The sequence below is a fragment of the Streptomyces sp. NPDC018263 genome, assembly GCF_055562575.1.
Genome location: NZ_JBVHFA010000001.1, coordinates 912,467 through 934,525, shown reverse-complemented (window position 1 = coordinate 934,525; position 22,059 = coordinate 912,467). Strand labels below are relative to the sequence as shown.

17 protein-coding genes and 1 tRNA gene are annotated in these 22,059 nt (G+C 67.1%); 17 read left to right on the top strand and 1 reads right to left on the bottom strand.

What is annotated here, in order from left to right; translation table 11 throughout:
- Positions 1-43: 43 nt before the first annotated feature.
- Positions 44-1,270: a pyridoxal phosphate-dependent aminotransferase gene (locus ACZ3HQ_RS04375; RefSeq protein WP_350905676.1), complete on the bottom strand. Its 1,227-nt coding sequence runs from the start codon at positions 1,268-1,270 to the stop codon at positions 44-46.
- Positions 1,271-1,529: 259 nt separating this feature from the next.
- On the opposite strand from ACZ3HQ_RS04375, the gene ACZ3HQ_RS04370 reads away from it, so the two are divergent.
- From ACZ3HQ_RS04370 to rplC, 17 genes are all read left to right on the top strand, one after another.
- Positions 1,530-1,602 (top strand) — tRNA-Trp (locus ACZ3HQ_RS04370).
- A gap of 111 nt (positions 1,603-1,713) precedes the next feature.
- Positions 1,714-1,998: a preprotein translocase subunit SecE gene (gene secE / locus ACZ3HQ_RS04365; RefSeq protein ID WP_452743292.1), complete on the top strand. Its 285-nt coding sequence runs from the start codon at positions 1,714-1,716 to the stop codon at positions 1,996-1,998.
- An 80-nt stretch (positions 1,999-2,078) separates the two neighbouring features.
- Positions 2,079-2,936, top strand: coding sequence for a transcription termination/antitermination protein NusG (gene nusG, locus ACZ3HQ_RS04360; RefSeq protein ID WP_467507834.1), 858 nt, complete (start codon positions 2,079-2,081; stop codon positions 2,934-2,936).
- 167 nt (positions 2,937-3,103) lie between these two features.
- Entirely contained in the window at positions 3,104-3,538 is a 435-nt protein-coding gene (rplK, locus tag ACZ3HQ_RS04355) for a 50S ribosomal protein L11 (RefSeq protein ID WP_030811629.1), read from the top strand.
- A gap of 108 nt (positions 3,539-3,646) precedes the next feature.
- Entirely contained in the window at positions 3,647-4,372 is a 726-nt protein-coding gene (rplA, locus tag ACZ3HQ_RS04350; protein WP_030811632.1) for a 50S ribosomal protein L1, read from the top strand.
- A gap of 190 nt (positions 4,373-4,562) precedes the next feature.
- Positions 4,563-5,426, top strand: a complete 864-nt coding sequence (locus ACZ3HQ_RS04345) for an SCO4651 family lipoprotein (RefSeq protein ID WP_467507832.1) — start codon at positions 4,563-4,565, stop codon at positions 5,424-5,426.
- Positions 5,427-5,709: 283 nt separating this feature from the next.
- On the top strand, positions 5,710-6,240 hold the full coding sequence (gene rplJ / locus ACZ3HQ_RS04340) for a 50S ribosomal protein L10 (RefSeq protein ID WP_366568353.1): 531 nt from the start codon (positions 5,710-5,712) through the stop codon (positions 6,238-6,240).
- Between the two features lie 116 nt (positions 6,241-6,356).
- The gene (rplL, locus tag ACZ3HQ_RS04335; protein WP_031180872.1) at positions 6,357-6,740 is read left to right on the top strand and encodes a 50S ribosomal protein L7/L12; all 384 of its coding nucleotides are present in this window, start codon (positions 6,357-6,359) and stop codon (positions 6,738-6,740) included.
- Positions 6,741-7,306: 566 nt separating this feature from the next.
- A complete protein-coding gene (gene rpoB / locus ACZ3HQ_RS04330; protein WP_467507829.1) occupies positions 7,307-10,792 on the top strand; it encodes a DNA-directed RNA polymerase subunit beta in 3,486 nt (1,161 codons plus the stop codon).
- A gap of 97 nt (positions 10,793-10,889) precedes the next feature.
- Positions 10,890-14,789 (top strand): DNA-directed RNA polymerase subunit beta', encoded by a 3,900-nt coding sequence (locus ACZ3HQ_RS04325; protein ID WP_467507827.1) that lies wholly within the window; start codon positions 10,890-10,892, stop codon positions 14,787-14,789.
- Positions 14,790-15,034: 245 nt separating this feature from the next.
- The gene (locus tag ACZ3HQ_RS04320; protein ID WP_467507826.1) at positions 15,035-15,496 is read left to right on the top strand and encodes a DUF1707 and DUF4190 domain-containing protein; all 462 of its coding nucleotides are present in this window, start codon (positions 15,035-15,037) and stop codon (positions 15,494-15,496) included.
- Between the two features lie 338 nt (positions 15,497-15,834).
- On the top strand, positions 15,835-16,206 hold the full coding sequence (gene rpsL / locus ACZ3HQ_RS04315; RefSeq protein WP_003948652.1) for a 30S ribosomal protein S12: 372 nt from the start codon (positions 15,835-15,837) through the stop codon (positions 16,204-16,206).
- 2 nt (positions 16,207-16,208) lie between these two features.
- Positions 16,209-16,679: a 30S ribosomal protein S7 gene (gene rpsG / locus ACZ3HQ_RS04310; protein ID WP_003992340.1), complete on the top strand. Its 471-nt coding sequence runs from the start codon at positions 16,209-16,211 to the stop codon at positions 16,677-16,679.
- Positions 16,680-16,718: 39 nt separating this feature from the next.
- Positions 16,719-18,845 carry an elongation factor G gene (gene fusA / locus ACZ3HQ_RS04305; protein WP_467507825.1) on the top strand — a complete coding sequence of 709 codons (2,127 nt, stop codon included), beginning with the start codon at positions 16,719-16,721 and terminating at the stop codon, positions 18,843-18,845.
- 142 nt (positions 18,846-18,987) lie between these two features.
- Entirely contained in the window at positions 18,988-20,181 is a 1,194-nt protein-coding gene (tuf, locus tag ACZ3HQ_RS04300) for an elongation factor Tu (RefSeq protein WP_030811655.1), read from the top strand.
- Positions 20,182-21,086: 905 nt separating this feature from the next.
- Positions 21,087-21,395 carry a 30S ribosomal protein S10 gene (rpsJ, locus tag ACZ3HQ_RS04295; RefSeq protein WP_003948644.1) on the top strand — a complete coding sequence of 103 codons (309 nt, stop codon included), beginning with the start codon at positions 21,087-21,089 and terminating at the stop codon, positions 21,393-21,395.
- Between the two features lie 17 nt (positions 21,396-21,412).
- Complete coding sequence (gene rplC, locus ACZ3HQ_RS04290; protein ID WP_030811658.1) at positions 21,413-22,057, top strand: 50S ribosomal protein L3; 645 nt, start codon at positions 21,413-21,415, stop codon at positions 22,055-22,057.
- The last annotated feature ends 2 nt before the right edge of the window (positions 22,058-22,059 follow it).

Below are 22,059 nucleotides of genomic sequence, written 5' to 3'. Positions count from 1 at the left end.
AGCCCACTCTCAAGAGCAGACCGGACCCCGCCGCACAGCGACCTCAGTCGCGGGCCTCCGCCAGCAGCTTCTGCATCCGGCTGACACCCTCGATCAGGTCCTCGTCACCCAGCGCGTAGGACAGCCGCAGGTAGCCCGGCGTGCCGAACGCCTCGCCGGGGACGACCGCGACCTCGGCCTCCTCCAGGATCAGCGCGGCCAGCTCGACCGTGGTCTCGGGCCGCTTGCCCCGGATCTCCTTGCCCAGCAGGTCCTTCACCGACGGGTAGACGTAGAAGGCGCCCTCGGGCTCCGGGCACAGCACGCCGTCGATCTCGTTCAGCATCCGCACGATCGTCCGGCGGCGCCGGTCGAACGCCTCGCGCATCTCCGCCACGGCCTTCAGGTCGCCGGAGACGGCGGCCAGCGCGGCGGCCTGCGCCACGTTGGAGACGTTGGAGGTGGCGTGCGACTGGAGGTTGGTCGCGGCCTTGACCACGTCCTTCGGGCCGATGACCCAGCCCACCCGCCAGCCGGTCATGGCGTACGTCTTGGCGACACCGTTGACCACGATGCACTTGTCCCGCAGCTCCGGCAGGATCGCCGGGAGCGAGGTGAAGGTGGCGTCGCCGTAGACCAGATGCTCGTAGATCTCGTCGGTCAGCACCCACAGGCCGTGCTCGACGGCCCAGCGGCCGATGGCCTCGGCCTCGGACTCGCTGTAGACCGCGCCGGTCGGGTTGGACGGCGAGACGAAGAGGACGACCTTCGTCTTCTCCGTGCGGGCCGCCTCCAACTGCTCGACGGTGACGCGGTAGCCGGTCGTCTCGTCGGCCACGACCTCCACCGGGACACCGCCCGCGAGCCGGATCGACTCCGGGTACGTGGTCCAGTACGGGGCCGGGACGATGACCTCGTCGCCCGGGTCGAGGATCGCGGCGAACGCCTCGTAGATGGCCTGCTTGCCGCCGTTGGTCACCAGGATCTGGGAGGCGTCGACCTCGTAGCCGGAGTCCCGCAGGGTCTTCGCGGCGATGGCCGCCTTCAGCTCCGGCAGGCCGCCGGCCGGGGTGTAGCGGTGGAACTTCGGGTTCCGGCAAGCCTCTACGGCCGCCTCGACGATGTAGTCCGGGGTCGGGAAGTCGGGTTCACCGGCGCCGAAGCCGATCACCGGACGCCCGGCGGCCTTGAGGGCCTTGGCCTTGGCGTCCACGGCGAGGGTGGCGGACTCGGAGATCGCGCCGACTCGGGCGGAGACCCGGCGCTCGGTGGGAGGGGTTGCAGCGCTCATACGCCCATCGTTCCAGACCGGAAACACGGCGGGCACACGGGTTTCACGGACTGAACAGCAACGGGCGGCCGGCGGAACAAGGGTCCGAATCCGGGCCGCGGCCTGGACGATCTTCCACTCCGGGCGTCCGGCCGGGCACTTTCTGTTCGACGCCGGGCCGTGGAGCACGTACACTCATGCCTCGTTGGCCTCCAGCAGCCACCGTGCGAGCGCTCTTGACCGGGCGGTCGGGCGGATGCGGTAGGTTGGGGGACACCAAAGGGTCGTAGCTCAATTGGTAGAGCACCGGTCTCCAAAACCGGCGGTTGGGGGTTCAAGTCCCTCCGGCCCTGCTACACACACCGCCAGGATGTGTGCGCATGTACGTACAGCAATGCACCGCCGTGCGGCTCTGAATTCACCGGGCGCGGCACGGCCACGATTCCGGGATCAGGTGAGGACGCATGACGGACGCCGTGGGCTCCATCGACACGCCTGACGCCCAGGACGAGCTGTCGGATGCCAAGAAGCCCCGCAAGGGCGGTAAGCGTGCCAAGAAGGGCCCGCTGAAGCGTCTTGCCACCTTCTACCGCCAGATCATCGCGGAACTCCGCAAGGTCGTCTGGCCGACCCGCAATCAGCTGACGTCGTACACGACCGTTGTGATCGTCTTCGTCGTCATCATGATTGGCTTGGTCACCGTGATTGACTATGGCCTCGACCACGCGGCCAAGTACGTCTTCGGCTGAGCCAAGAGCGAAGGGCGCCGTGGTACCGGCGCCTTTTTTCGCATGTTCCACCCCTATGTATCCAGGAAGAAGCAGCCATCGTGTCTGACCCGAACCTGAACGACGCCACCGAGCCTCGCCGTGAAACCGCCGAGGCGGTGGACGCCGAGCTCGACATCGTCGAGGGCGCGGACGAGCAGGACGAGTTCGAGGCTGCCGCCGAGGCCGAAGAGGATGTCGTCGAGACCGACGACTCCGCCGAGGACTCCGAGGACGACGGCGAGACCGTCGTCGAGGCCGAGGAGACCGTCGAGGCCGTCGAGGAAGAGCCCGCCGAGCCGGTCGACCCCATCGCCGCGCTCCGCGAGGAGCTGCGCACGCTGCCCGGCGAGTGGTACGTCATCCACACCTACGCGGGTTACGAGAACCGCGTGAAGACGAACCTGGAGCAGCGCGCCGTCTCGCTGAACGTCGAGGACTACATCTTCCAGGCCGAGGTGCCGCAGGAAGAGGTCGTCCAGATCAAGAACGGCGACCGCAAGACGATCAAGCAGAACAAGCTGCCGGGTTACGTCCTGGTCCGCATGGACCTGACGAACGAGTCCTGGGGCGTCGTCCGCAACACCCCCGGCGTCACCGGCTTCGTGGGCAACGCCTACGACCCGTACCCGCTGACCCTGGACGAGATCGTCAAGATGCTCGCCCCGGAGGCCGAGGAGAAGGCCGCCCGCGAGGCCGCCGAGGCCGAGGGCAAGCCCGCCCCGCAGCGCAAGGTCGAGGTCCAGGTCCTGGACTTCGAGGTCGGCGACTCGGTCACCGTCACCGACGGCCCCTTCGCCACCCTCCAGGCCACGATCAACGAGATCAACGCCGACTCGAAGAAGGTCAAGGGCCTCGTCGAGATCTTCGGCCGCGAGACCCCGGTCGAGCTGAGCTTCGACCAGATCCAGAAGAACTAGTTTTTCTGGGCACATGCTTCCGTGCAGGTCAGACCGGCTCTCGCAGCCGTTCTGACCTGCACGGTTTTTAGCCGCACATCTATACCCGCTATCGTTGTGCGGTATGCCTGCGTCCGGGTTGGTCCCCTTACGCGGGCAGGACCCGAATCGAAAGGACCCGGAGAGCTATGCCTCCCAAGAAGAAGAAGGTCACGGGGCTCATCAAGCTCCAGATCAACGCCGGTGCGGCGAACCCGGCCCCGCCGGTCGGCCCCGCGCTCGGTCAGCACGGCGTCAACATCATGGAGTTCTGCAAGGCCTACAACGCCGCGACCGAGTCGCAGCGTGGCTGGGTCATCCCGGTGGAGATCACGGTCTACGAGGACCGTTCCTTCACCTTCGTGACCAAGACCCCGCCGGCCGCGAAGATGATCCTCAAGGCCGCTGGTGTCGAGAAGGGCTCCGGCGAGCCGCACAAGACCAAGGTCGCGAAGATCACCGACGCGCAGGTCCGCGAGATCGCCACCACGAAGATGCCCGACCTCAACGCCAATGACCTGGACGCCGCGGCGAAGATCATCGCCGGTACCGCGCGCTCCATGGGCATCACGGTCGAGGGCTGAGCCCCACCTTCGTAGAACCCCGCGGCTGCCGAACGGGCGGTCGCACGTGGTAGGGCCTGCTCGGCCCGTACACCACGACTCCTTTTTCAGAACACACAGGAGCAAGTTGTGAGCAAGCGCAGCAAGGCTCTCCGCGCTGCGGACGCCAAGGTCGACCGGGAGAAGCTGTACGCCCCGCTCGAGGCCGTCCGTCTCGCCAAGGAGACCTCCACGACCAAGTTCGACGGCACCGTCGAGGTCGCCTTCCGCCTGGGTGTCGACCCGCGCAAGGCCGACCAGATGGTCCGCGGCACCGTGAACCTCCCGCACGGCACTGGTAAGACCGCTCGGGTCCTGGTCTTCGCGACCGGTGACCGTGCCGAGGCCGCGCGTGCCGCCGGCGCCGACATCGTCGGTGCCGACGAGCTGATCGACGAGGTGGCGAAGGGCCGTCTGGACTTCGACGCCGTCGTCGCCACCCCGGACCTCATGGGCAAGGTCGGCCGCCTCGGCCGCGTCCTCGGCCCGCGTGGTCTGATGCCGAACCCGAAGACCGGCACCGTGACCCCGGACGTGGCCAAGGCCGTGACCGAGATCAAGGGCGGCAAGATCGAGTTCCGCGTCGACAAGCACTCGAACCTGCACTTCATCATCGGCAAGACGTCGTTCGACGACGACAAGCTGGTGGAGAACTACGGCGCCGCGCTGGAGGAGATCCTCCGCCTGAAGCCGTCCGCCGCCAAGGGTCGCTACATCAAGAAGGCCGCCATCAGCACCACGATGGGCCCCGGCATCCTGGTGGACCAGAACCGCACCCGCAACCTCCTCGTCGAGGAGGACCCGGCCGCCGTCTGAGCCTTGGCTCACCGGCTAGCCGCGTCCGCGACGCGCACGCAGGTCGAGGACCCCGCACCCCTCACGGGTGCGGGGTCCTCCCCTTTTCCCCTTTTCCCCTTTTCCCCTTTTCTCCGTTTCCCGTCCCCTCCCGGCCGCGCCTCTCCCTGGGTTACGGTGCGGACAGGCGCGTACAGGGGTGGGGGAGCGGATGAGGAGCACGACCGTCCGCCGGGCGGGGTTCGCGGCGATGGCGCTCGCGCTCTCCACCCCGGCCGCGTGCGGCGACGCCCACGAGGACGGCAGGGCCCGCTCGCTGGCCGCCCTGCGCTCCGCCGAGCGGTCCACCGACCGCGCCGAGTCGGTCCGGGTGCGCTCCACGCTCGGCTACGGCAAGGCCCTCTCGCTGTCCTCCGACGGCGCCCTGCGCTGGCAGGACGGGGTCACCGGCCATCTCACCATCCGCTACACCGGCGGCGCCCTCGCGGCCGCGATGCGCAAGGCCGGCACCCCGTCCCTCGAAGCCCGCTATCTCCCGGACGCCTACTACGCGCGGATGAGCGACACCTTCGCGAAGCGGGCCGGCGGCAAGCACTGGATCAAGTACGCGTACGCCGACCTGGCGCGCGGCGGCGACGGCTTCGGGATGTACCTGAAGGACCAGATGCGCAACACCACCCCCAACCAGTCGGTGAAGATGCTGCTGGCCTCGGGGGACGTGCGCCGGGTCGGCGCCGAGCGGGTCGAGGGCGTCACCGCCACGCACTACCGGGGGCGGGTCCGGGTCGCCGACCTGGCGGGCCGGGACAGCGGGCTGAGCGCGCGCGAGCTGGCCGGGCTGAAGCGGCAGCTCGACCAGGCCGGGGTGAGCACGGAGACGGTCGACCTGTGGATCGACCACCGGAACCTGCTGGTCAAGAAGGTGGAGCGGGCCGACACCGCCCAGGGCAGCCTGGTCAGCACCGCCTACTATCGCGACTACGGCGTCCGTATCACCGCGGAGGCACCCCCCGCCTCCGACACCCGCGACTTCACGGAGCTGGCCCGCTCCCAGGGCGTCGCCAAAGGCCGCTGAACACCGGATTTGCCCGTCGGCGCCCGAGTCCCGTACTCTCATCGAGAAGCCAAAGACCGCTGGTCGTTGCCGCACGCTCACCTGAGGGTGTGGTGGCCGAAGGACCTACTGCAAAGTGGGCGACCCGCGCAGGTGTCAGTGGAAGAACTCCCGGAGCATACGCGCTCACGCGTAAGCGCCCGGTCGAGTCCGCCCCGAGCGCCTGCGCCGGGGCGTTTGTTTTTCCCAGTCTCCTCCTTCGGGTCCGCGCGGTCAGAATCACCCGGAAGGAGGCCGAGGCTCTATGGCGAGGCCCGACAAGGCTGCCGCAGTGTCCGAGTTGACGGAAGCGTTCCGCAACTCCACCGCTGCTGTGCTTACCGAGTACCGCGGTCTCACCGTGGCGCAGATCAAGACCCTGCGCCGGTCGCTCGGTGAGAACGCCAAGTACGCCGTGGTGAAGAACACGCTGACCAAGATTGCGGCCAACGAGGCCGGGATCACCACGCTGGACGACCTGTTCAACGGTCCGACGGCTGTCGCCTTCGTCACCGGTGACCCGGTGGAGTCGGCGAAGGGTCTCCGTGACTTCGCCAAGGACAACCCGAATCTCGTCATCAAGGGCGGTGTCCTTGACGGCAAGGCGCTGTCCGCCGACGAGATCAAGAAGCTTGCGGACCTCGAGTCCCGTGAGGTTCTGCTCAGCAAGCTGGCCGGTGCCTTCAAGGGCAAGCAGTCCCAGGCTGCTCAGCTCTTCCAGGCGCTGCCCTCGAAGCTCGTCCGCACCGTGGACGCGCTCCGTGCCAAGCAGGCCGAGCAGGGCGGTGCCGAGTAATTCGGCTCGCTTTCTGACCCTTGCCGCATGAGGCGGCCGGGGTCGCAGCGGGCCGACGTACGCCCGCCACATCCAGTACATACGGCACCCGCCGATCGAGTGGAAGGACCGCCATCATGGCGAAGCTCACCCAGGACGAGCTGCTTGCCCAGTTCGAGGAGATGACCCTCATCGAGCTCTCCGAGTTCGTGAAGGCCTTCGAGGAGAAGTTCGACGTCACCGCCGCCGCTGCGGTCGCCGTTGCCGGCCCGGCCGCCCCCGGCGCCCCGGCCGAGGCTGCCGAGGAGCAGGACGAGTTCGACGTCGTCCTCACCGGCGCCGGCGAGAAGAAGATCCAGGTCATCAAGGTCGTGCGCGAGCTGACCTCCCTGGGTCTGAAGGAGGCCAAGGACCTCGTCGACGGCACCCCGAAGCCGGTCCTCGAGAAGGTCACCAAGGAGGCCGCGGAGAAGGCTGCCGAGTCCCTCAAGGCCGCCGGCGCCTCCGTCGAGGTCAAGTAACACCTCACGGGGTTCCGCGAACCTCGCACGCGTGACCGCGGCCTGAAGAGGCTGTAACGCGAACGCACCGAAGAGCGATCATCCATCCGGGTGGTCGCTCTTCGGCGTATCCGAGGGGGGACCACGGTTGCCTTGCACTCGTCGTGGCGAGGGGTATGGTGATCTTCGTTGTGTCTCCGGAAGGCGCCGTTCCGGCTGGGGGGCCTTGACGAACCGCACGCAGCGCGCAATTCTCAGGACGCGTCGTCACAACGATCCGAATCCGAGGCATGGATCGGCGGCGAAGCGGGCAGGATCATCCTGCGTCGAGGGCAACGGGCCGAGGGCGTCGAAGACGAGGGCGTTGAGAAAAACGAGGGTCTCCGAAACCGGGACTGGACATCAGTGTGCCAAGTGGCTACACTGACCCTTTGCGCTGCCTGTTAGCTGTCCCCTGCCCGTCACCAGGGGTCTGCCCTCACTCGAGCACCGACGCCGAACTTCCCTGAGCTGGGGTTTCCCGTCGTGAGCCTGAGAGAGGGACCGGTACGCGCGTAGTGAGTCCGAGCCCTCGGAAGGACCCCCTCTTGGCCGCCTCGCGCACTGCCTCGACCGCGAATACGAACAACGGCGCCAGCACCGCCCCGCTGCGCATCTCCTTTGCAAAGATCAAGGAGCCCCTCGAGGTTCCGAACCTTCTTGCGCTCCAGACCGAGAGCTTCGACTGGCTGCTCGGCAACGACGCCTGGAAGGCTCGCGTCGAGAAGGCTCTCGAGAACGGTCAGGACGTTCCCACCAAGTCCGGTCTGGAGGAGATCTTCGAGGAGATCTCCCCGATCGAGGACTTCTCCGGGTCGATGTCGCTGACGTTCCGCGACCACCGCTTCGAGCCGCCGAAGAACTCCATCGACGAGTGCAAGGACCGCGACTTCACGTACGCCGCGCCGCTCTTCGTCACCGCCGAGTTCACCAACAACGAGACCGGCGAGATCAAGTCCCAGACCGTCTTCATGGGCGACTTCCCGCTCATGACGAACAAGGGCACCTTCGTCATCAACGGCACCGAGCGTGTCGTGGTGTCGCAGCTCGTCCGCTCGCCGGGTGTCTACTTCGACTCCTCCATCGACAAGACGTCCGACAAGGACATCTTCTCCGCCAAGATCATCCCGTCCCGGGGTGCCTGGCTGGAGATGGAGATCGACAAGCGCGACATGGTCGGTGTCCGCATCGACCGCAAGCGCAAGCAGTCGGTCACCGTTCTGCTCAAGGCGCTCGGCTGGACGACCGAGCAGATCCTCGAGGAGTTCGGCGAGTACGAGTCCATGCGCGCCACCCTGGAGAAGGACCACACCCAGGGCCAGGACGACGCGCTGCTCGACATCTACCGCAAGCTGCGTCCGGGCGAGCCGCCGACCCGTGAGGCCGCGCAGACGCTGCTCGAGAACCTCTACTTCAACCCCAAGCGCTACGACCTCGCCAAGGTCGGCCGCTACAAGGTCAACAAGAAGCTCGGTGCCGACGCCCCGCTCAGCGAGGGTGTGCTGACCACCGAGGACGTCATCTCGACGATCAAGTACCTGGTCAAGCTGCACGCCGGCGAGACCGAGACGGTCGGCGACAGCGGTCAGTCGATCGTCGTCGAGACCGACGACATCGACCACTTCGGCAACCGCCGTCTGCGCAGCGTCGGTGAGCTGATCCAGAACCAGGTCCGTACGGGTCTCGCCCGTATGGAGCGGGTCGTGCGCGAGCGCATGACCACCCAGGACGTCGAGGCGATCACGCCGCAGACCCTGATCAACATCCGGCCGGTCGTCGCCTCCATCAAGGAGTTCTTCGGCACCAGCCAGTTGTCGCAGTTCATGGACCAGAACAACCCGCTGTCGGGTCTCACCCACAAGCGCCGTCTGTCGGCTCTTGGTCCGGGTGGTCTCTCCCGTGAGCGGGCCGGCTTCGAGGTCCGCGACGTGCACCCCTCGCACTACGGCCGCATGTGCCCGATCGAGACGCCCGAAGGCCCGAACATCGGTCTGATCGGCTCGCTCGCCTCCTACGGCCGGGTCAACGCGTTCGGTTTCGTCGAGACCCCGTACCGCAAGGTCGTCGACGGCCAGGTCACCGACGAGGTGGACTACCTGACCGCCGACGAGGAGGACCGCTTCGTCATCGCGCAGGCCAACGCCACGCTCAACGACGACATGCGGTTCGAGGAGGCCCGCGTCCTGGTCCGCCGTCGTGGCGGAGAGGTCGACTACGTCCCCGGTGACGACGTCGACTACATGGACGTGTCGCCGCGCCAGATGGTGTCCGTCGCCACCGCGATGATCCCGTTCCTCGAGCACGACGACGCCAACCGTGCCCTCATGGGCGCGAACATGATGCGCCAGGCCGTGCCGCTCATCAAGAGCGAGGCCCCGCTCGTCGGCACCGGCATGGAGTACCGCTCCGCCGTCGACGCCGGCGACGTGGTCAAGGCCGAGAAGGCGGGTGTGGTCCAGGAGGTCTCCGCGGACTACGTCACCACCGCCAACGACGACGGCACGTACATCACGTACCGCCTGCACAAGTTCTCGCGCTCCAACCAGGGCACGTCGGTCAACCAGAAGGTCATCGTCAACGAGGGCGACCGGATCATCGAAGGCCAGGTCCTGGCCGACGGTCCGGCCACCGAGAACGGCGAGATGGCCCTGGGCAAGAACCTGCTCGTGGCGTTCATGCCGTGGGAGGGTCACAACTACGAGGACGCGATCATCCTGTCGCAGCGCCTCGTGCAGGACGACGTCCTCTCCTCGATCCACATCGAGGAGCACGAGGTCGACGCCCGTGACACCAAGCTCGGCCCCGAGGAGATCACCCGGGACATCCCGAACGTCTCCGAGGAGGTCCTGGCCGACCTCGACGAGCGCGGCATCATCCGCATCGGCGCCGAGGTCACCGCGGGCGACATCCTCGTCGGCAAGGTCACGCCCAAGGGTGAGACCGAGCTGACGCCGGAGGAGCGCCTGCTGCGCGCCATCTTCGGTGAGAAGGCCCGCGAGGTCCGCGACACCTCCCTGAAGGTGCCGCACGGCGAGACCGGCAAGATCATCGGTGTCCGCGTCTTCGACCGCGAGGAGGGCGACGAGCTGCCCCCGGGCGTCAACCAGCTCGTCCGCGTCTACGTCGCGCAGAAGCGCAAGATCACCGATGGTGACAAGCTCGCCGGCCGTCACGGCAACAAGGGCGTCATCTCCAAGATCCTGCCGATCGAGGACATGCCGTTCCTGGAGGACGGCACCCCGGTCGACATCATCCTCAACCCGCTGGGTGTCCCGTCCCGAATGAACCCGGGACAGGTCCTGGAGATCCACCTCGGCTGGCTCGCCAGCCGCGGCTGGGACGTCTCCGGCCTCGCGGAGGACTGGGCCGAGCGCCTCCAGGCGATCGGCGCCGACCAGGTCGACCCCGGCACCAACGTCGCCACCCCGGTGTTCGACGGCGCGCGCGAGGACGAGCTGGCCGGCCTGCTCCAGCACACCATCCCCAACCGGGACGGTGAGCGCATGGTGCAGCCGACCGGCAAGGCCCGGCTGTTCGACGGCCGCTCCGGTGAGCCGTTCCCGGACCCGATCTCCATCGGGTACATGTACATCCTCAAGCTGCACCACCTGGTCGACGACAAGCTGCACGCCCGCTCGACCGGTCCGTACTCGATGATCACCCAGCAGCCGCTGGGTGGTAAGGCCCAGTTCGGTGGCCAGCGCTTCGGTGAGATGGAGGTGTGGGCGCTGGAGGCTTACGGCGCCGCCTACGCCCTCCAGGAGCTGCTGACCATCAAGTCCGACGACGTGACCGGCCGCGTGAAGGTCTACGAGGCCATCGTCAAGGGCGAGAACATCCCCGAGCCCGGCATCCCCGAGTCCTTCAAGGTGCTCATCAAGGAGATGCAGTCGCTCTGCCTCAACGTGGAGGTGCTGTCCAGCGACGGCATGTCCATCGAGATGCGCGACACCGACGAGGACGTCTTCCGCGCTGCGGAGGAGCTCGGCATCGACCTGTCCCGGCGCGAGCCGAGCAGCGTCGAAGAGGTCTGACGGGAGTCCGGCGGGGTCCTCTCCCCGAGGACCCCGCCGACCCCCAGGCCCCCGTTTCAGACCACAGACTTACGACACTGAGAGGGATTGACGCATAGTGCTCGACGTCAACTTCTTCGACGAGCTCCGGATCGGCCTGGCCACCGCGGATGACATCCGCCAGTGGAGCCACGGCGAGGTCAAGAAGCCCGAGACGATCAACTACCGCACCCTCAAGCCCGAGAAGGACGGACTCTTCTGCGAGAAGATCTTCGGTCCGACCCGGGACTGGGAGTGCTACTGCGGCAAGTACAAGCGTGTCCGCTTCAAGGGCATCATCTGTGAGCGCTGTGGCGTCGAGGTCACGCGCGCCAAGGTGCGCCGTGAGCGGATGGGCCACATCGAGCTCGCCGCTCCCGTCACCCACATCTGGTACTTCAAGGGCGTTCCGTCGCGGCTGGGCTACCTGCTCGACCTCGCCCCGAAGGACCTCGAGAAGGTCATCTACTTCGCCGCGTACATGATCACGTACGTGGACGAGGAGCGCCGTCAGCGCGACCTGCCGTCGCTGGAGGCCCACGTCTCCGTCGAGCGTCAGCAGATCGAGAACCGCCGCGACTCCGACCTGGAGGCCCGCGCCAAGAAGCTCGAGACCGACCTGGCCGAGCTGGAGGCCGAGGGCGCCAAGGCGGACGTGCGCCGCAAGGTGCGCGAGGGCGCCGAGCGCGAGATGAAGCAGCTCCGCGACCGCGCGCAGCGCGAGATCGACCGCCTCGACGAGGTGTGGAACCGCTTCAAGAACCTCAAGGTCCAGGACCTGGAGGGCGACGAGCTGCTCTACCGCGAGCTGCGTGACCGCTTCGGCACGTACTTCGACGGTTCGATGGGTGCCGCGGCGCTGCAGAAGCGCCTGGAGTCCTTCGACCTGGAGGAGGAGGCCGAGCGCCTCCGCGAGATCATCCGTACCGGCAAGGGCCAGAAGAAGACCCGTGCGCTCAAGCGCCTCAAGGTCGTCTCCGCGTTCCTGCAGACCTCCAACAGCCCCAAGGGCATGGTCCTGGACTGCGTCCCGGTCATCCCGCCGGACCTGCGTCCGATGGTGCAGCTCGACGGTGGCCGCTTCGCGACCTCCGACCTGAACGACCTGTACCGCCGTGTCATCAACCGCAACAACCGCCTGAAGCGGCTTCTCGACCTCGGCGCGCCCGAGATCATCGTGAACAACGAGAAGCGCATGCTCCAGGAGGCCGTGGACGCCCTCTTCGACAACGGTCGTCGTGGTCGCCCGGTCACCGGTCCCGGCAACCGCCCGCTGAAGTCCCTGAGCGACATGCTCAAGGGCAAGCAGGGTCGTTTCCGTCAGAACCTGCTCGGCAAGCGAGTCGACTACTCGGCGCGTTCCGTCATCGTCGTCGGCCCGCAGCTCAAGCTGCACCAGTGCGGTCTGCCCAAGGCGATGGCGCTGGAGCTGTTCAAGCCGTTCGTGATGAAGCGCCTGGTCGACCTGAACCACGCGCAGAACATCAAGAGCGCCAAGCGCATGGTGGAGCGCGGCCGCACGGTCGTGTACGACGTCCTCGAAGAGGTCATCGCCGAGCACCCGGTTCTGCTGAACCGTGCTCCCACCCTGCACCGCCTCGGCATCCAGGCCTTCGAGCCGCAGCTCGTCGAGGGCAAGGCCATCCAGATCCACCCGCTCGTCTGCACCGCGTTCAACGCGGACTTCGACGGTGACCAGATGGCCGTGCACCTGCCGCTCTCCGCGGAGGCGCAGGCCGAGGCCCGCATCCTGATGCTGTCCTCGAACAACATCCTCAAGCCCGCCGACGGCCGTCCGGTGACGATGCCGACCCAGGACATGGTCCTCGGTCTGTTCTTCCTCACCACCGACGGCGAACTCCGTGACACCAAGGGCGAGGGCCGCGCGTTCGGCTCCACGGCCGAGGCGACCATGGCGTTCGACGCCGGCGAGCTGGCCCTGCAGTCGCCGATCGACATCCGCTTCCCGGTGGGCACCATCCCGCCGCGTGGCTGGACGCCGCCGGCGCGCGAGGAGGGCGAGCCCGAGTGGCAGCAGGGGGACTCGTTCCGCCTGCGCACCACGCTGGGCCGCGCGCTCTTCAACGAGCTGCTGCCCGAGGACTACCCGTTCGTCGACTACTCGGTGGGCAAGAAGCAGCTCTCCGAGATCGTCAACGACCTGGCCGAGCGCTACCCCAAGGTCATCGTGGCGGCGACGCTCGACAACCTGAAGGCGGCGGGCTTCTACTGGGCGACCCGTTCCGGTGTCACCGTGGCCATCTCCGACGTCGTCGTTCCCGAGGCGAAGAAGGAGATCGTCAAGGGCTACGAGGCGCAGGACGAGAAGGTCCAGAAGCAGTACGAGCGCGGTCTGATCACCAAGGAAGAGCGCACTCAGGAGCTCATCAACATCTGGACCAAGGCGACCAACGAGGTCGCCGAGGCGATGAACGAGAACTTCCCCAAGACGAACCCCATCTTCATGATGGTTGACTCGGGTGCCCGAGGAAACATGATGCAGATGCGGCAGATCGCCGGTATGCGTGGTCTGGTGTCGAACGCCAAGAACGAGACCATCCCGCGTCCGATCAAGGCGTCCTTCCGTGAGGGCCTGTCCGTGCTGGAGTACTTCATCTCCACCCACGGTGCCCGTAAGGGTCTGGCGGACACCGCCCTGCGTACCGCCGACTCGGGTTACCTCACCCGTCGTCTGGTGGACGTCTCGCAGGACGTCATCATCCGCGAGGAGGACTGCGGCACCGAGCGCGGCCTCAAGCTGTCGATCGCCGAGCGCGGCGCCGACGGTGTGCTGCGCAAGGCGGACAACGTCGAGACGTCCGTGTACGCGCGCTGCCTCGCCGAGGACATCGTCGTCGACGGCAAGGTGCTCGCCCCGGCGGGCGTCGACCTCGGTGACGTCCTCATCGACCAGCTCGTCGCGGCCGGCGTCGAGGAGGTCAAGACCCGCTCGGTCCTGACCTGCGAGTCCGCCGTCGGCACCTGCGCGATGTGCTACGGCCGTTCGCTGGCCACCGGCAAGCTGGTCGACATCGGTGAGGCGGTCGGCATCATCGCCGCCCAGTCCATCGGTGAGCCCGGTACCCAGCTCACGATGCGTACCTTCCACACCGGTGGTGTGGCCGGTGACGACATCACCCAGGGTCTGCCCCGTGTGGTCGAGCTCTTCGAGGCCCGTACCCCGAAGGGTGTCGCCCCGATCTCCGAGGCTTCCGGCCGCGTGCGGATCGAGGAGACCGAGAAGACCAAGAAGCTCGTCGTGACCCCGGACGACGGCAGCGACGAGACGGCGTTCCCGATCTCCAAGCGCGCCAAGGTCCTGGTCCGTGACGGTGAGCACGTCGAGGTGGGCCAGCAGCTCACCGTGGGTGCCACCAACCCGCACGACGTGCTGCGCATCCTGGGTCAGCGTGCCGTCCAGGTCCACCTGGTCGGCGAGGTCCAGAAGGTCTACAACTCGCAGGGTGTGTCGATCCACGACAAGCACATCGAGATCATCATCCGGCAGATGCTCCGCCGCGTGACGATCATCGAGTCCGGCGACGCCGAGCTGCTGCCCGGCGAGCTGGTCGAGCGCTCGAAGTTCGAGACCGAGAACCGTCGTGTGGTCCAGGAGAACGGACACCCGGCCTCCGGCCGTCCGCAGCTCATGGGTATCACCAAGGCGTCGCTGGCGACCGAGTCGTGGCTGTCCGCGGCCTCCTTCCAGGAGACGACCAGGGTTCTGACGGACGCGGCGATCAACGCCAAGTCCGACTCCCTGATCGGCCTCAAGGAGAACGTCATCATCGGTAAGCTCATCCCGGCCGGTACGGGTCTGTCCCGCTACCGCAACATCCGGGTCGAGCCGACCGAGGAGGCCAAGGCCGCGATGTACTCGGCCGTCGGCTACGACGACATCGACTACTCGCCGTTCGGCGCCGGCTCCGGCCAGGCCGTTCCGCTGGAGGACTACGACTACGGTCCGTACAACCAGTAGGCGGGCAGCCGTGAGGCACGCTTGAACTGAAGGGCGGCATCCCCCTGGGGGTGCCGCCCTTCGGCGTTTTCCGCCCGCCCGGCGGACATTTGGGCGCATCATGGAAGAACCCCGGTCGGGGGTTCGGGAGGTGCTCCGTGTCGCATCCGTCGTCACAGCCGTCGTGGCAGCCGCCGCGCCCGCAGAACTGGCCCCCTGTGCCCTGGCCGGCGCCCCCCCAGGGGCCCGGCGGGGGAGCGGCGTTCATGCTCGCCTCGTACGCCGACCGGGACCGGGCGGTGGACGTACTGCGCGCCGGGTTCGCCGAAGGGCGGCTGGAGAAGGACGAGTTCGACCGCCGGGTGAGCCGGGTCCACGCGGCCCGTACGGTGGGGGAGCTGGCCCTGGTGGTGGCCGACCTGCCGCAGGGCCCGGCGCCGTATGCGGGGCCCGTGGCGGCCGTACCGCAGGTGTTCCTGGCCACACCGCGGCCGGCGCAGAACGGCAGGGCGGTCGGGTCCGCGGTGTGCGGGCTGCTGTGCCTGCTGACCGCGGGGCTCACCGGAATCCCGGCCGTGGTGCTCGGGCACACCGCCCGCGCGGAGATCCGGCGCACCGGCGAGGACGGTGACGGACTGGCCCTGACCGGCCTCGTTCTGGGCTGGCTGTCCGTCGGCGGGTGGGCGCTGTTCTGGCTGCTGCTGATCGCGGTGGACGTGCTGGACTGACGGCCGGGCCGGTGACAGCGGCGTGGCGCGGTGTGTGCGCTACGTGAAATCGAAGATCGTCGACGGCGTTGGGACTTGACATGCCCTGTCCGTCACGGGGGGCCGCCTCGCATTTGTTTTGACCGAAGTCCGTGCGATAGGTACGCTCAGACCTTGTGCCTGGGGTGTGCCCTGGCTCCCGTGTGTGCCACTCACCGCACGGCGAGCCGTCAGTGGCCACCGAAATCCGCGCTCTTCCCTTTGCGGCGGGAGTCCGCGGGTTCGACACACCCGACCGCGTGGGTCGGAAGTCGTTCCAGGTTAGCTTCACCATTCGGCACACAGAAACCGGAGAAGTAGTGCCTACGATCCAGCAGCTGGTCCGTAAGGGCCGGCAGGACAAGGTCGAGAAGAACAAGACGCCCGCACTCGAGGGTTCGCCCCAGCGTCGTGGCGTCTGCACGCGTGTGTTCACGACCACCCCGAAGAAGCCGAACTCGGCCCTGCGTAAGGTCGCGCGTGTGCGTCTGACCAGCGGCATCGAGGTCACGGCCTACATTCCGGGTGAGGGACACAACCTGCAGGAGCACTCCATCGTGCTCGTGCGCGGCGGCCGTGTGAAGGACCTGCCGGGTGTTCGCTACAAGATCATCCGCGGCTCGCTCGACACCCAGGGTGTCAAGAACCGCAAGCAGGCCCGCAGCCGCTACGGCGCCAAGAAGGAGAAGTAAGAATGCCTCGTAAGGGCCCCGCCCCGAAGCGCCCGGTCATCATCGACCCGGTCTACGGTTCTCCTCTGGTGACCTCCCTCATCAACAAGGTGCTGCTGAACGGCAAGCGCTCCACCGCCGAGCGCATCGTCTACGGCGCCATGGAGGGTCTGCGTGAGAAGACGGGCAACGACCCGATCATCACGCTGAAGCGCGCGCTGGAGAACATCAAGCCGACCCTCGAGGTCAAGTCCCGCCGCGTCGGCGGTGCGACGTACCAGGTGCCGATCGAGGTCAAGCCCGGTCGCGCCAACACGCTCGCGCTGCGCTGGCTCGTCGGTTACTCCCGCGCCCGTCGCGAGAAGACGATGACCGAGCGTCTGCTCAACGAGCTTCTCGACGCTTCGAACGGCCTCGGTGCGGCCGTCAAGAAGCGCGAGGACACGCACAAGATGGCCGAGTCCAACAAGGCCTTCGCGCACTACCGCTGGTAGTCGCTACCCACATCGAGACCGAGAGAAGACCGAAGCCTTATGGCTACCACTTCACTTGACCTGGCCAAGGTCCGCAACATCGGGATCATGGCCCACATCGACGCGGGCAAGACGACCACCACCGAGCGGATCCTGTTCTACACCGGTGTGTCGTACAAGATCGGTGAGGTCCACGACGGCGCCGCCACGATGGACTGGATGGAGCAGGAGCAGGAGCGTGGCATCACGATCACGTCCGCTGCGACCACCTGCCACTGGCCCCTCGAGGGCAGTGACTACACCATCAACATCATCGACACCCCGGGTCACGTCGACTTCACCGTCGAGGTGGAGCGTTCGCTCCGCGTCCTCGACGGCGCCGTGACGGTGTTCGACGGTGTGGCCGGTGTCGAGCCGCAGTCCGAGACGGTGTGGCGTCAGGCCGACCGTTACGGCGTGCCGCGCATCTGCTTCGTCAACAAGCTGGACCGTACCGGCGCCGAGTTCCACCGCTGCGTGGACATGATCAAGGACCGCCTCGGCGCGGTCCCGATCGTCATGCAGCTCCCGATCGGTGCCGAGATGGACTTCCAGGGCGTTGTGGACCTCGTCCGCATGAAGGCGCTCGTGTGGTCCGCCGAGGCGGCCAAGGGCGAGATGTACGACGTCGTCGACATCCCGGCCACGCACGTCGAGGCTGCCGAGGAGTACCGCGGCAAGCTGGTCGAGACCGTCGCCGAGCACGACGACGAGATCATGGAGCTCTTCCTGGAGGGCCAGGAGCCCACCGAGGAGCAGCTCTACGCCGCGATCCGCCGCATCACCATCGCGTCCGGCAAGTCCGAGGGCGTCACGGTCACCCCGGTGTTCTGTGGCACCGCGTTCAAGAACAAGGGCGTCCAGCCCCTGCTCGACGCGGTCGTGCGCTACCTGCCGACCCCGCTCGACGTCGAGGCCATCGAGGGTCACGACGTCAAGGACGCCGAGGTCGTCGTCAAGCGCAAGCCGTCCGACGACGAGCCGCTGTCCGCGCTCGCGTTCAAGATCATGAGCGACCCGCACCTGGGCAAGCTCACCTTCGTCCGGGTCTACTCGGGCCGCCTGGAGTCCGGCACCTCGGTGCTGAACTCCGTCAAGGGCAAGAAGGAGCGCATCGGCAAGATCTACCGCATGCACGCGAACAAGCGTGAGGAGATCGAGTCGGTGGGCGCCGGCGACATCGTCGCCGTCATGGGCCTGAAGCAGACCACCACCGGTGAGACGCTGTCCGACGACAAGAACCCGGTGATCCTGGAGTCCATGGACTTCCCGGCGCCGGTCATTCAGGTCGCCATCGAGCCCAAGTCCAAGGGTGACCAGGAGAAGCTGGGTGTCGCCATCCAGCGTCTCGCGGAGGAGGACCCCTCCTTCCAGGTCCACTCGGACGAGGAGACCGGCCAGACCATCATCGGCGGTATGGGCGAGCTGCACCTCGAGGTGCTGGTCGACCGCATGCGCCGTGAGTTCAAGGTCGAGGCGAACGTCGGCAAGCCGCAGGTGGCTTACCGCGAGACGATCCGCAAGGCCGTCGAGCGGCTCGACTACACCCACAAGAAGCAGACCGGTGGTACCGGTCAGTTCGCCAAGGTGCAGATCGCGATCGAGCCGATCGAGGGTGGCGACACCTCGTACGAGTTCGTGAACAAGGTCACCGGTGGCCGCATCCCGAAGGAGTACATCCCTTCGGTGGACGCCGGTGCGCAGGAGGCCATGCAGTTCGGCATCCTGGCCGGCTACGAGATGACGGGCGTCCGCGTCATTCTTCTCGACGGTGGCTACCACGAGGTCGACTCCTCCGAGCTCGCCTTCAAGATCGCCGGTTCGCAGGCCTTCAAGGAGGCCGCGCGCAAGGCTTCTCCCGTGCTCCTCGAGCCGATGATGGCCGTCGAGGTCACCACGCCCGAGGACTACATGGGTGAGGTCATCGGCGACATCAACTCCCGCCGTGGCCAGATCCAGGCCATGGAGGAGCGGGCCGGTGCCCGCGTCGTGAAGGGCCTCGTGCCCCTCTCGGAGATGTTCGGCTACGTCGGAGACCTCCGCAGCAAGACCTCGGGTCGCGCAAGCTACTCGATGCAGTTCGACTCCTACGCCGAGGTTCCCCGGAACGTCGCCGAGGAGATCATCGCGAAGGCCAAGGGCGAGTAACGCACCCCGTTTACACGCTTTAGGCTTGACACCGACCGCCGGGGTCGGACCACTCGGAAGGATCCCGGCGGGCGGCATCCCAGCAAAGATCACCTGGCGCCGATGAGTAAGGCGTACCAGAACCACTCCACAGGAGGACCCAGTGGCGAAGGCGAAGTTCGAGCGGACTAAGCCGCACGTCAACATCGGCACCATCGGTCACATCGACCACGGTAAGACGACCCTCACGGCCGCCATTACCAAGGTGCTGCACGACGCGTACCCGGACCTGAACGAGGCCTCGGCCTTCGACCAGATCGACAAGGCTCCCGAGGAGCGCCAGCGCGGTATCACGATCTCGATCGCGCACGTCGAGTACCAGACCGAGACGCGTCACTACGCCCACGTCGACTGCCCCGGTCACGCGGACTACATCAAGAACATGATCACCGGTGCCGCGCAGATGGACGGCGCGATCCTCGTGGTCGCCGCCACCGACGGCCCGATGCCGCAGACCAAGGAGCACGTGCTCCTGGCCCGCCAGGTCGGCGTTCCGTACATCGTCGTCGCCCTGAACAAGGCCGACATGGTGGACGACGAGGAGATCCTGGAGCTCGTCGAGCTCGAGGTCCGTGAGCTCCTCTCCGAGTACGAGTTCCCGGGCGACGACCTGCCGGTCGTCAAGGTCTCGGCGCTCAAGGCGCTCGAGGGCGACAAGGAGTGGGGCAACACCGTCCTCGAGCTCATGAAGGCCGTGGACGAGAACATCCCGCAGCCCGAGCGTGACGTCGACAAGCCGTTCCTGATGCCGATCGAGGACGTCTTCACGATCACCGGTCGTGGCACCGTCGTCACCGGTCGTATCGAGCGCGGTGTCCTCAAGGTCAACGAGACCGTCGACATCGTGGGCATCAAGCCGGAGAAGACCACCACCACGGTCACCGGCATCGAGATGTTCCGCAAGCTGCTCGACGAGGGCCAGGCCGGTGAGAACGTCGGTCTGCTGCTCCGCGGCATCAAGCGCGAGGACGTCGAGCGCGGCCAGGTCATCATCAAGCCCGGTTCGGTCACCCCGCACACCGAGTTCGAGGCCCAGGCCTACATCCTGTCCAAGGACGAGGGTGGCCGCCACACGCCGTTCTTCAACAACTACCGCCCGCAGTTCTACTTCCGCACCACGGACGTGACCGGCGTCGTGACCCTCCCCGAGGGCACCGAGATGGTCATGCCGGGCGACAACACTGAGATGACCGTTTCGCTCATCCAGCCCGTCGCCATGGAAGAGGGCCTGAAGTTCGCCATCCGCGAGGGTGGCCGCACGGTGGGCGCCGGCCAGGTCACCAAGATCGTCAAGTAAGTACTCCTTGCTTGAGGGTCCTTGACTGACCCAGAGAGGCCCGCACGACTTCGGTCGCGCGGGCCTCTTTGCTGTTGCGGGAGCGGGGCGCACAGCCACGCCCGGGCGCCCCGCGGGGCGTTGCGGCGCGGGCGAGGCCGGGGGAGGGGAGCCGGGGGCGTCGGAGGCCTGGGGAGGGGAGCCGGGGGCGTCGGCGGCCGCCGGGGCGCTGGACGAGCGCGCGGCGACTCTCCGGGCGCAGCAGATCGTGCATCAGGCGGTGGATGGCATGACGCCGCGGCCGAACGCTCCGGCGTACCGGGCTCCGGCCGGTGGGGGCCTGTGTGGCCGACGAGCGCAGTGCCGGCGGGCGGGTGCGGGTGCGGGTCAGGTATCAACTCACCGGTGTCTGCTGGACAAGGCCAAGGGTGAGGGGCTGGCAGCCATTTCCGTCACTTCGCCCTGCTTTGTGGCTGGTTCGGGTTCGTCCAACGGGAGTTGAGGGGAAGAGCCGGGGGCGGGGGGAGTTTGACCTGCGTCACTATCGGGGTAATCTACTCGGCTCGATTGGCCAGGGGGGTGGGCCATATGGCAGACTGTCGGAGTTGCTCGGTCGAGTGTTGATGCTGCGCGCCTCCCGCCGGGAGGACCGGAAGCGAGTCCCACAGTACTCGTCAACCCCCTGGGGTTGGACGTACGGGAATCTTCCGGGAAGCGTGGGCGCAATACCGACCAGGCGCCCGGTGGGCCTTCCGCCCCCGGCCCGCGGTTCCGGCAGGGCCGTGTGCATTCCCTGAAGGGGTGTTCCAGTGATGGGCATCCGCGTCAGCGGCAGTGCGACACGCCCGACCGCGTGGGTCGGAGAGAAGGCAGTGTGAAACCGCCGGGTTCCAGAGCGTGAGAGAAGACAGGACTACTGAGTAGCCATGGCGGGACAGAAGATCCGCATCCGGCTCAAGGCCTACGACCACGAGGTCATCGACTCCTCGGCGAAGAAGATCGTCGAGACGGTGACGCGCACTGGTGCGTCGGTCGCGGGCCCGGTGCCGCTGCCCACTGAGAAGAACGTGTACTGCGTCATCAAGTCGCCGCACAAGTACAAGGACTCGCGCGAGCACTTCGAGATGCGCACGCACAAGCGCCTGATCGACATCCTCGACCCGACGCCCAAGACCGTTGACTCCCTGATGCGACTCGACCTCCCGGCCGGTGTCGACATCGAGATCAAGCTCTAAGGGTCGGTGATCTGAGAATGGCTAAGCAGATCAAGGGCATCCTGGGCGAGAAGCTCGGCATGACGCAGGTGTGGGACGAGAACAACCGTGTTGTTCCGGTCACCGTCGTCAAGGCCGGCCCCAACGTCGTCACCCAGGTCCGTACGAACGACGTCGACGGCTACGAGTCGGTCCAGATCGCCTTCGGCGAGATCGACCCGCGCAAGGTGAACAAGCCCCTCAAGGGCCACTTCGCCAAGGCCGACGTCACCCCGCGCCGCCACCTGGTGGAGCTCCGCACCTCCGACGCCAGCGACTACACGCTGGGCCAGGAGATCACTGCCGAGGTCTTCGAGTCGGGCGTCAAGGTCGACGTCACCGCGAAGAGCAAGGGCAAGGGCTTCGCGGGTGTCATGAAGCGCCACAACTTCAAGGGTGGCAAGGCGTCCCACGGTGCCCACCGTGTGCACCGCATGCCCGGTTCCATCGGTGGCTGTGCCACCCCCGGTCGTGTCTTCAAGGGCATGCGCATGGCGGGTCGCATGGGCAACGAGCGGGTCACCACCCAGAACCTGACCGTTCACGCCGTTGACGCGGAGAAGGGCCTGCTCCTCATCAAGGGCGCGGTTCCTGGTCCGAACGGCGGCCTCGTCCTGGTCCGCACCGCGGCCAAGGGGGCCTGAGG